General features: G+C 28.4%; 14 protein-coding genes. 2 read left to right on the top strand and 12 right to left on the bottom strand.

The features are described from left to right. Positions 1-130: 130 nt before the first annotated feature. Together A9758_RS00830 and A9758_RS00825 are read left to right on the top strand one after the other, a co-directional pair. Complete coding sequence (locus A9758_RS00830) at positions 131-943, top strand: DUF368 domain-containing protein (RefSeq protein WP_048059843.1); 813 nt, start codon at positions 131-133, stop codon at positions 941-943. A 22-nt stretch (positions 944-965) separates the two neighbouring features. Next, the gene (locus A9758_RS00825; RefSeq protein ID WP_011406200.1) at positions 966-1,643 is read left to right on the top strand and encodes a trans-aconitate 2-methyltransferase; all 678 of its coding nucleotides are present in this window, start codon (positions 966-968) and stop codon (positions 1,641-1,643) included. Positions 1,644-1,722: 79 nt separating this feature from the next. Here A9758_RS00825 and ftsY read toward each other — a convergent pair whose 3' ends face one another. The 12 genes from ftsY to A9758_RS00765 all read right to left on the bottom strand — a co-directional run bounded on the left by ftsY (position 1,723) and on the right by A9758_RS00765 (position 8,435). Continuing rightward, positions 1,723-3,375 carry a signal recognition particle-docking protein FtsY gene (ftsY, locus tag A9758_RS00820; RefSeq protein WP_011406199.1) on the bottom strand — a complete coding sequence of 551 codons (1,653 nt, stop codon included), beginning with the start codon at positions 3,373-3,375 and terminating at the stop codon, positions 1,723-1,725. Between the two features lie 203 nt (positions 3,376-3,578). Next, entirely contained in the window at positions 3,579-3,995 is a 417-nt protein-coding gene (gene pfdA, locus A9758_RS00815) for a prefoldin subunit alpha (protein ID WP_011406198.1), read from the bottom strand. Between the two features lie 44 nt (positions 3,996-4,039). Continuing rightward, complete coding sequence (rpl18a, locus tag A9758_RS00810; protein ID WP_011406197.1) at positions 4,040-4,264, bottom strand: 50S ribosomal protein L18Ae; 225 nt, start codon at positions 4,262-4,264, stop codon at positions 4,040-4,042. Then, positions 4,261-4,935: a translation initiation factor IF-6 gene (locus tag A9758_RS00805; RefSeq protein WP_011406196.1), complete on the bottom strand. Its 675-nt coding sequence runs from the start codon at positions 4,933-4,935 to the stop codon at positions 4,261-4,263. Before A9758_RS00805 ends, rpl18a begins: the two co-directional genes overlap by 4 nt. Before the next feature lie 227 nt (positions 4,936-5,162). Then, positions 5,163-5,408: a 50S ribosomal protein L31e gene (locus tag A9758_RS00800; protein ID WP_011406195.1), complete on the bottom strand. Its 246-nt coding sequence runs from the start codon at positions 5,406-5,408 to the stop codon at positions 5,163-5,165. 55 nt (positions 5,409-5,463) lie between these two features. Beyond that, the gene (locus A9758_RS00795; RefSeq protein ID WP_048059712.1) at positions 5,464-5,619 is read right to left on the bottom strand and encodes a 50S ribosomal protein L39e; all 156 of its coding nucleotides are present in this window, start codon (positions 5,617-5,619) and stop codon (positions 5,464-5,466) included. After that, complete coding sequence (locus A9758_RS00790) at positions 5,612-6,202, bottom strand: asparagine synthase-related protein (protein WP_011406194.1); 591 nt, start codon at positions 6,200-6,202, stop codon at positions 5,612-5,614. Before A9758_RS00790 ends, A9758_RS00795 begins: the two co-directional genes overlap by 8 nt. A gap of 29 nt (positions 6,203-6,231) precedes the next feature. Beyond that, complete coding sequence (locus A9758_RS00785; RefSeq protein WP_011406193.1) at positions 6,232-6,588, bottom strand: DNA-binding protein; 357 nt, start codon at positions 6,586-6,588, stop codon at positions 6,232-6,234. A gap of 45 nt (positions 6,589-6,633) precedes the next feature. Then, entirely contained in the window at positions 6,634-7,071 is a 438-nt protein-coding gene (locus A9758_RS00780; protein ID WP_011406192.1) for a 30S ribosomal protein S19e, read from the bottom strand. Positions 7,072-7,130: 59 nt separating this feature from the next. Further along, positions 7,131-7,400, bottom strand: coding sequence for a YhbY family RNA-binding protein (locus A9758_RS00775; RefSeq protein WP_011406191.1), 270 nt, complete (start codon positions 7,398-7,400; stop codon positions 7,131-7,133). A gap of 25 nt (positions 7,401-7,425) precedes the next feature. After that, entirely contained in the window at positions 7,426-7,689 is a 264-nt protein-coding gene (locus tag A9758_RS00770) for a ribonuclease P protein component 4 (RefSeq protein ID WP_232048216.1), read from the bottom strand. Positions 7,690-7,955: 266 nt separating this feature from the next. Further along, the gene (locus A9758_RS00765; RefSeq protein WP_255359964.1) at positions 7,956-8,435 is read right to left on the bottom strand and encodes a carbonic anhydrase; all 480 of its coding nucleotides are present in this window, start codon (positions 8,433-8,435) and stop codon (positions 7,956-7,958) included. Positions 8,436-8,587: the final 152 nt, after the last annotated feature.

Here is an 8,587-nt window from a genome sequence, read left to right as displayed (position 1 = left end):
TTCTTATTTAATTATAAATATTATCTTTTTCAAATATTTAAACAATAAAATTATGAGAAGGTAATAATGGAGTAAAAAAAATATGGTTAATTCAAATAACATCTTAGCAATCTTTCTTAGAGGATTGTTAATGGGCGTGTCTGATATTATGCCTGGAATATCTGGAGGTACAATAGCTCTTATAACAGGAATATATGATAGGTTAATTGGATCAATAAGTAATATAAAACTAATGTTTTTAAAACCACTATTAAAAGGAGATTTAAATGGTTTTAAGGAACAATTACTTGAAGAAGTAGATTTTGAATTCTTCATACCCCTATGTTGTGGTATAGCACTAGCTATGATTATAATGGCAGGAATTATCACATTTCTTTTAAATAATTATGGTGGATTTACATACTCCTTCTTTGCTGGATTAATTCTAGCATCCATAGTCATATTATACAAACAATTAGATGCATTTAATATAAAAGCAATTTTAATAACAGTTATCTTTGCAATACTTGGTTATATCTTTGTAGGATTAAATCCAATACAAGCAGCACATTCACTGCCAATCCTTTTTATATCAGGATTTATAGCTATATGTGCAATGTTACTACCTGGAATATCTGGTTCATCACTTCTATTACTACTTGGACAGTATGAATACATGATCAATGCATTACATAAATTTGCAATAAGTGATATTATTGTGTTTATTGTAGGTGCAGGATTAGGATTTATGGGTATGAGTAGAGTAATAAAGTATTTACTTGAACATCATAAACAAGAAACTGTAGCAGCACTAATTGGTATAATGTTAGGATCACTACGTGTACCAATGACTCAAATTGTAACAGTACCACCAGAATCATTAATTATATGTTTAATAATTGGAATAATTGGGGTAGTACTTGTCTTAGCAATAGATTCAAAATCACATTATGAATTAATATAAATAAAAAGAGGAAAATAAAAAAATGGCAGACTTAAAACAACATTTTAATGAAGTAGCAGAAAATTATGATGCAACAATTGAAAAAAACTTAGTAAATTATAATCAAATGATTGAAGCACTAATCAATGCAATACCTGATAATGAAAGTCCAAGAATTCTTGATCTTGGATGTGGAACAGGTAACATTACAAAAAAAGTATTAGAAAGATTTCCAAATGGAAAAGTTACATGTTTTGACTTATCAGAGAAAATGATAGAAATTGCAAAGGAAAAATTATCAGATTATGATAATATTGAATATGTAATAGGAGACTTTACTATAATTGATATTATTGATAAATACGATGCAATTATATCCTCCCTTGCACTACATCATATACCAAATAATCAAGCAAAAAAAGATATGTATCAACATATCTATGATTCATTATATGAAGGAGGAGTCTTCTACAATGCTGATGTTATAAAAGCAAATAGTGATTATAATATAATTCTTAATGAAAGAATGACCTCTAAATATATGAAAGAAAATGGCTGTACAGATGAAGATATTGAGACATTTAAGAAAAATAGAAACAATAATGATGTACCCATAACCTTAATGGAACATATTAAATTACTTGAAGAAGTTGGATTTAAAGAAATAGATGTATTATGGAAATATTATTCTAATGCAGTGTATGGTGGAACAAAAAAATAAATTATTTTTCCAACTAATTCAATTTTCTCCCCCAAATATACTTTTTCTAAACTAATTATAAAAAAAAGAAATTAAAGAGTTAAGCTTCTGCTTCCTCATTAAATATTTGATTTATCATCCATTCAGGTTCAAATTCCATAAGATCATCATATGATTGACCTGTACCAATAAATAATATTGGTTTATGAATTACATGACCAATTGATATTGCTGCACCACCTTTTGCATCAGCATCTGCTTTTGTTAAAATAATACCATCAATATCAATAACTTCATTAAATTTAGATGCTTGTTCTGTAGCATCATTACCCATTAGAGCATCACCCACATAGATTACTATGTCAGGTTGTGATACACGTTTGATTTTTTTCATTTCATCCATTAAATTAGCATTTGTTTGCATACGTCCAGAAGTATCTATAAGTACAACATCTTTACCCGAAGCTTTTGCATGTTCTACAGCATCGAATGCTACAGCTGCAGGATCAGAATTACGTTCATGTTTAATAATTTTTAGATTTAAGTTATTTGCATGATGTTCTAATTGTTCAATAGCTCCTGCTCTGAATGTATCTGATGCACCAAATACTGATGAATATCCATGTTTTTCAAGATATGTTGCAATTTTTGCAATTGTTGTTGTTTTACCAGTACCATTAATACCAACAAACATTATTTTATATGGTTCACCTTTTTCTTTTGATTTTTCAATATCACCTAATAAATCATAATATCCATTGTCAATAATTTCTGTAATTGCTTTTTTAAGAGCATTAGTTGTGAATAGTTCCATATCTCCTCGACGTTTAATTTTTTTACCAATTAAATCTTCTTTTACAGATTCAACTATTCTTTCTGCAACATCAAATGCAACATCACCCTCAATTAATGAAAATTCTAACTCTTCAAGAATATCTTCAATATCTTCTTCTTTTATTGTTTTTTTAGTGATGAATGAGAATCTTCCAGAATCATCATCAGACTTATCTTCTTCTTTTTCATCTTTTTGATTGCTAGATGCTTCTTTATTTTTATTTCTACTGAAAAATCCAAAACGACCTTTATCTTCTTTTTTATCTTCATTATTTTCAATATTATCTGGTGGATTTTCTACTAAAACGTCTTCTGTATCTAAAGTTTCTTTGGATTTTTCTACAGATTCAGATTCTTCTTCAGATTTTTCGTCCATTTCTATAGATTCAACATTCTCTTTATCAACTTGATTATTATCATTTATATTATCAGAAGATTTTTCATCAGATGATTTAGACTCATCATCATTGTCAGAATCATTATTTCTTCTAAAGAAACTAAACATTCCCTTATTTTCTTCTTTATCATTATCTTTTGATTTATCAGCATCACCTGATTCGACAATTTCCCCTTTATTAACTTGATTATCACCAACTATATCCTCAGATGGTTTTTCATCAGATGATTTAGACTCATCATCATTGTCAGAATCATTATTTCTTCTAAAAAAGCTAAACATTCCCTTATTTTCTTCTTTATCATCGTCTGATTCTTTATCATCTTCTTCAGATTCTTCCATATTCTTTGAATTATCATCAGATACTTCTGTATCCGTAGTAATTTCTTTTTCTCCAGTAGATACATCATTTTTTTCTTCAATTTCAGTATCTGTTTCATTAGTTTCCATTTCTTCTTCTGGTATAGCATCTGATGCATCTTTAATAGTCTTATTTATTCGTTTTCTTATAAAATCAAACAAGCTCCTCACATCCATTATATTTTTAAAAAATATAATAATATCTATTAATTAAATATATTACTTTTATAACTAATAATACTTTATTAAATCAATTAATATGAGAATCGAAATATTGTGGATAATCAATTTTATTATTAAAATCCATGAAAAATAGTTTTATATTTGATGGTTATTTAAAAAAAAGAAGTTAAAACTTAGAGTACCTATTGTACTCCTGTTTCTTTCATTAATCTTTCTGCTTCAGGTCTTTTTTGTGCAATATATTCATTAATTTTTTGTAATTGTTCAGTTAATGAACCGATTAATTTTTGTACTTCTTCTTTATCAGTTTGAAGAGTTTTTTCAGTTTCTTCACGTGATCTTTTTATTGCAACATCAGAACCTACTCCTACTATGATATCTTCAGATTTAAGTTCTGTTTCAATAAAACATCCAGCTCCTATAGGAACTAAAGTTTGTTTACCTGTAGCATTTTTAATACCCTTAACAGCTTCTTGAGCAGTTGTAATATCAGCAAGTGACTGATTTAACTGTTCAATTTGTTGGGTTATTGTTTCACCTTGTTGTTGTAATTGGTTAATTTCAGTGACCATTTGTTCTAATTTTTGTCTATCTTCCATAAGAAATACTCTCCATTTTCAATTAATGGTCTACAACGGCACATTTAAATTAAATTTTGTACAACAGGGTCAGTTACTTCATCTGCTGTTATTTCAGAAATTTCATCAAAGATTATTTGATTTCTGTTTAATCTGTGTTTACTACCAAATTCAGAATATAATTTTTCTTCTACATCTGCTTCTTTGGTCCCTTTTAATTCACGTGTAAATGGTTTAGTTTTATCTATATCTAATAATTTTCCTTTTACTCTATATATTTTTGTTTTCATAATGATCCCTCAAATAAATTAAATACTTGATCAATCCTTGCTAGTTCGGGTCCTGTAGTTTTATTTCCTACAATGACTCCATTAGAATTTGCAATGATACATGCTCCTACGAGTTTAACTCCACGGTTAACTGTACCGATTTCTGCAGGTACACCTAATACATCTTCAACTAAATCTAATTCCTCTTCTGATGCATCTGGATGTACTAATGCGCCTCTATTGGTAGCTGCAACTAATGAACCCACAATATCTAAACCAGCTATAGAAGTTTCAACAACTTCTACTTCAAGAGTATTTTTAATAATTCTTTTAGCTTCATCAGATAAACTTGGATTTACTAGTGCTCCATTATCATTAGCTACAATAATATTACCTATTGCAGTTAATTTATCAGGCATAATTTCAACATTAATATCATGTTCACGTAATACATCTAATTCATGTGAAAAGACATATGGTGATATAAGTAGACCGTTAGAATTTCCAGCCATTAATGCTCCTGCTAGATTACTACCACAGATTGGTGTTTTAATTATTGGTACATTTAATGTTTCCTTAATACTTTTTAAGTATGAATCTTGGAGTCCTGGTGAAACTATAGCAACATTATCCTTTGCCAAAATAGAAACACCTAAATTAGGATTTCCATCAATATCAAATTTTTGTATCATTTTTATTACTCCATCTGTGTACTATTATTTTTTTTATTAAATATGTATCAATATAATCAAAATACCCATCTCTAAAATATTTTAGATTATATTTAAGTAGGTAGAGAAGTGATTAAGTTCTCTGTTACATGTATACATTATTATCTAAATCTTTAGTAACTCGTATTTTATGATAAAGAGATAGATAACATAATAATCTCATAGTTAGCATTTAGTAAAAAAATTATTTATTCATCTACTAATGTTACTGTTACTGTTTTATCATCTTCAACAGCTTTAACTTTAATTTTTGATGGGATTTTTTCTCGTCCTCTTTCCCATACTTTTTCGTTAATAGCTTGATCAATGATAACGTCTTCTGCTTTCATGTGTTTTTGAATGAATTCTCTAATGTATTTCATTGCTTTTGGTGACCTTTTTGTTCTAGGTACTCTTTTAACATCCCTTAGAGGAATTGTGTAAATTCTTTCCATTCTATTATACTCCTATACGTTTATTTTATAAAATAAAAATTATAAAGCCATAAGCCTATACTTTTATTTTACTTCTACTCCATTGTCTAGCTTGTGGATGAGTTCTTAATTTTCTATTTGTTTTCATCATAGCAAAGATAGGAACTCTTCTGTTTTGTTTAGTTTTTTTAGCTAATCTTAATTTTTTAGGTAAATCTTTATTTCTACTCATTTTCCTTCCATCCTATAACTCTTGATTGAATATGTTGTGGAAAAATTTCATTAGTGTCATATCCCTTCTCTTTAAGTAAGACTCGAATTTCCATTTCATAATCAGAACTATTATGTATGTTACTTTCTGATTTTTGAAGAGTAAATAATCTATCACTAGTATCATTTATGGTTTTATATCCAATACCTGTTAAATTAAGATATTGAATACCTTTACGATCCTCTAAACTTTGAATTTCAGAAAATTTAAGTTTAGGAATTCTATCCTCTCTTCTTGTTCCATCAGCAATTACCTGATATTCATCAGCTAAATGTTCAAGAACCATATGGTGTATATGATTAATACCATTATTTGGAAAATTATCTCTAATAATCATATCCACTGCATCTGTTAGAATTGTTTTATCAAGATTTAAAACTTTATGTTTAAAACCTAAACTCTTAGCAGATTCTTGTGCAGGAATACTTGAATTAAAAATACCAAAATTAATTGTAATTAATTCTACATCATATCCAAGTCTGTCTAATATAACAGCCATTAATGAACTATCTTTACCACCACTATATAATACAGCTGCTTTCATAAGAATACATCATATATTATATTAAAATTCTACTTTCGTGTGATATGAATTTCACGTTTATTACTAGTTGTTTCTCTTAAGATTTGTTTGAGTGTTGCATCGGTAACAGGAATTTGTAAACGTTTAGCTTGTGCCATTTGAATTAATTGCATTTCAATAGCATTTACAAGTTCTGCTTTAGTTAATCTTAAGTTTGCGAGTCTCTGACGTGCCTCAGGTGTTAATATTTGCCTTAAAGCATTCTTTTTCTGATTTTCAAATTGTTGCCTTGCCTGTTCTTCTTGTTGCATCTGTTCTAAACTAGCTCCTTGTTGCTGTTGTGCTGCAAGTTGCTGTTGTTTTAATTGTTCCATTCTTCTACGTCTAATTTCGTCAAGATCACTCATTTAGTACAACTCCTTTAATTTCCATATCATTAACAACTTACTAATTTAGTATTTTGATAATTCTGGAATATCTTTAATTATTTCTGCTGCTTTATTATCTAAGTAGGATTGTCCTGCAGGTGTTACAGTTCTTCCTTCTTCAGATTGTTGAACATATCCAGCAGCTTCTAATTGTTGTAATGCATGTCTGATAATAGATCCACTACCTCTTTTGAATTTTTCAGGACTAGTTCCTCTATCTTTGTTGCCACCATATTTAGTTTGTAATCTACTAATTCCAACTGGACCATCTACATATACTCTTCTTAAAAGAGCTGCTGTTCTTACATACCACCAATCAGGGTTTTCAGGTCTGCGTTCTTTATGAACTCCTGTTTTAACAAACATTGCCCATGTTGGTGTGTTTATTTTATCATTTTCTTTTAATTCTTTACTTACTGCGCTAATTAAACTTTCAGCAGGTACATCAAATGCTGTTGTCATGGTTTAATTTGCCTCCTATTAAATTATAATGTTTTAGTTTTTACCTATACTTTTAGAGATTACTTTCTCTTATATAATACAGCTACATTACCACGAACATCAATTAACTTAGATTTTGTTTTAGTAACAATAGTTTCTAGGAATTCGTCCTTATTAGAAGCAATATTTCTAGAAAATCTTACTTTAACAATTTCTCCAGCTTTTAATTGACGTTTTATTTCTTCAATTACATTGTCATTAATACCATTTTTACCAATATTAATTTCAATAGCATTTAAAGAATTTCTCATTATCTCTTTTCTACTCTGGACTTTGCTCAAATTAATCATTACTCCATTTATTTATTATATAACCCTAGTTTTTTTTAGTGTAAGGAACCTTCTTTAAATCACCACATTCTAGACATTTTCTAGAAATAGTGTTGTTAGAAAGTCTTACTCTTAAGTTAGACCCTGGTTTAAGGAATTTATTACAATTTTTACAAAACCTTCCTCGCCAATAATTAGGTAATGGTATATTATATTTAGTAGAGATATTACGAGTTAACTTAACATATCGATCAGATCGTTCTGGGTGTTTTGAAAATTCCTTCTCTGCTTGTTCAAACAGTATCTGCATCCTCTCGAGTGCTATAGTGTTTATCCAATTAGGTCGTTTTCTTCTACTCAAAAATATCTAATCCTCTAAAAAATATAGAATATTCTTCTTAAGTGCAAGGAATGAAATTATGAAAAATACATAAAATCTAGATAAGTAAACTTAAGAATAATAATATAATTTATATATAACCTTATTTAAATATGTTATGTTATATTAGTAGTAATTTTTATATAAAAAAATAGTTTTTACCACTCATAAAAAAATAAAAAAGAATATAGATGAATCTATTCACAAGAGGTACCTATGGAACAGGCCTTGTCAACTTTTATTAATTCCCCACTTTCAACATCATATATGTATCCATATATTGGAATATTAGATGGTACCAATGGATGATTTTTAAGACGTGTAACATCATCAGTTACTGTTTTTTCAATATTATCTATTGGATAAAAATTAATATATTGTCCCTCTGCAGATCCTCCTTCTTTACTTGGATTATACCACCCATTTTCTCCGTATTCTGCAGATTCAAGACTTTCTGATAGAAGTTCTGTGATTTCATTATTTGTAAATGTCATTCCTCCACAATCTGTATGTTGTATTACATACCATTCCTGTGTTCCAAGTAATTTATGTGAAATTATAAGTGATCTAATAACATCATCAGTTACTCTTCCACCAGCATTACGTATTACATGTGCATTATTTCTAAGTCCAGCAAATTGTACAGGATCAATTCTTTCATCCATACATGTTACTATTGCAAATTTCGCATTATGTGGTAGTTTTTTTTTGATTTTTAATTTTTTCTGAATACTTTTTATTAGCTTTTAAAATATTTTCTAATGTTTCTGTCATAAGTTTCATCTTCTAATTACTATATGATAACTACTAATATATAGCTATAATATGT

Source organism: Methanosphaera sp. A6 (assembly GCF_001729395.1).
GTDB lineage: Archaea > Methanobacteriota > Methanobacteria > Methanobacteriales > Methanobacteriaceae > Methanosphaera > Methanosphaera stadtmanae.
This window is presented reverse-complemented; position numbering and strand designations above follow the sequence as displayed.

Coding starts and splice junctions, on each gene's coding strand:
- A9758_RS00800 (WP_011406195.1), bottom strand. CDS start 5,408: ATGGAAAGAATTTACACAATTCCTCTAAGGGATGTTAAAAGAGTACCT.
- A9758_RS00830 (WP_048059843.1), top strand. CDS start 131: ATGGGCGTGTCTGATATTATGCCTGGAATATCTGGAGGTACAATAGCT.
- A9758_RS00775 (WP_011406191.1), bottom strand. CDS start 7,400: ATGATTAATTTGAGCAAAGTCCAGAGTAGAAAAGAGATAATGAGAAAT.
- A9758_RS00825 (WP_011406200.1), top strand. CDS start 966: ATGGCAGACTTAAAACAACATTTTAATGAAGTAGCAGAAAATTATGAT.
- A9758_RS00790 (WP_011406194.1), bottom strand. CDS start 6,202: ATGAAAGCAGCTGTATTATATAGTGGTGGTAAAGATAGTTCATTAATG.
- rpl18a (WP_011406197.1), bottom strand. CDS start 4,264: ATGAAAACAAAAATATATAGAGTAAAAGGAAAATTATTAGATATAGAT.
- A9758_RS00780 (WP_011406192.1), bottom strand. CDS start 7,071: ATGACAACAGCATTTGATGTACCTGCTGAAAGTTTAATTAGCGCAGTA.
- A9758_RS00785 (WP_011406193.1), bottom strand. CDS start 6,588: ATGAGTGATCTTGACGAAATTAGACGTAGAAGAATGGAACAATTAAAA.
- A9758_RS00805 (WP_011406196.1), bottom strand. CDS start 4,935: ATGATACAAAAATTTGATATTGATGGAAATCCTAATTTAGGTGTTTCT.
- A9758_RS00770 (WP_232048216.1), bottom strand. CDS start 7,689: ATGCAGATACTGTTTGAACAAGCAGAGAAGGAATTTTCAAAACACCCA.
- pfdA (WP_011406198.1), bottom strand. CDS start 3,995: ATGGAAGATAGACAAAAATTAGAACAAATGGTCACTGAAATTAACCAA.
- A9758_RS00795 (WP_048059712.1), bottom strand. CDS start 5,619: ATGAGTAGAAATAAAGATTTACCTAAAAAATTAAGATTAGCTAAAAAA.